The organism is Collinsella sp. TF07-1 (genome assembly GCF_003437235.1).
In the GTDB taxonomy this organism is placed as follows: domain Bacteria; phylum Actinomycetota; class Coriobacteriia; order Coriobacteriales; family Coriobacteriaceae; genus Collinsella.
Genome location: NZ_QSRV01000060.1, coordinates 1 through 778 on the forward strand (window position 1 = coordinate 1; position 778 = coordinate 778).

Below are 778 nucleotides of genomic sequence, written 5' to 3' on the forward strand. Positions count from 1 at the left end.
CGCAAGCAGCGCGAGAAGCAGGGTCGTGAAGACGTTTCCCGCGGTCGTGGTGGCAAGCGCGCCGTCATGGAAGAAGGCGATCGGGTACCCAATTTGCCCGAAGCCGTTTAGGACCAAGGCGTAAATGCCCCCGGGTGCGAGGCCGGCGAGGAGCATCGCGGTCCCCGCGACGATTATCGAAAACACGATCTGGATAAGGCGCCGGAATTTGGGCGCGGGCGCCTTCGCCGCCAGGGTCGCAGGCCTTGTGGCGCCGAGCACGAGTATCGACGAGAGAAGGAAGGGGATGAAGGGAAGGAAAGACGGCGCCGTGGCAATGGCGTAAGGCAGGAAGGAAAGGAATGGCAGGTCGTTTGCGGAGGCTGGGATATCCGTGATGCCGGAGCTGCTCAGGGCACGGCAATACGCGAGGTCTGCGTCATTGGTCTCTCGGTCTCCCACGATGGACCCGGATTGGAAGCCTTCGCCCATGAGCGCGTAGTAGCTCTCGGCAGAATCGAGAAAGGCGGCGTCGGTTTGAGCGGCAAGGGCGGCGTTCGCGTATCTTGCAAGCTCCGCGTCAGCTTGCTGCTCTGGAGATAGGTCTATGCCGTTGGCCTGGGGCGCGCGCGTATTGAATGCGTCGACAAAGCTCTGCATGCCCTGCTTCATAAAGAAGGGCCCGTAGATGGGTGAATTGAACGCAATGGGGACGGAAAAGGCTGCAGCGAGAACGAGCGTACAAATCCATGCGGCCTTGTCTCTTAGGATCAGTTTGAGAAGAAGTCGACAGTACATT

General features: G+C 60.2%; 1 protein-coding gene. It reads right to left on the reverse strand.

The window, feature by feature from the left end; translation table 11 throughout:
• Positions 1–651, reverse strand: a 651-nt coding sequence (locus DXC67_RS10265) for a hypothetical protein (protein WP_147327792.1), incomplete at its 3' end; no start/stop codon positions are given.
• Positions 652–778 lie beyond the last annotated feature (127 nt).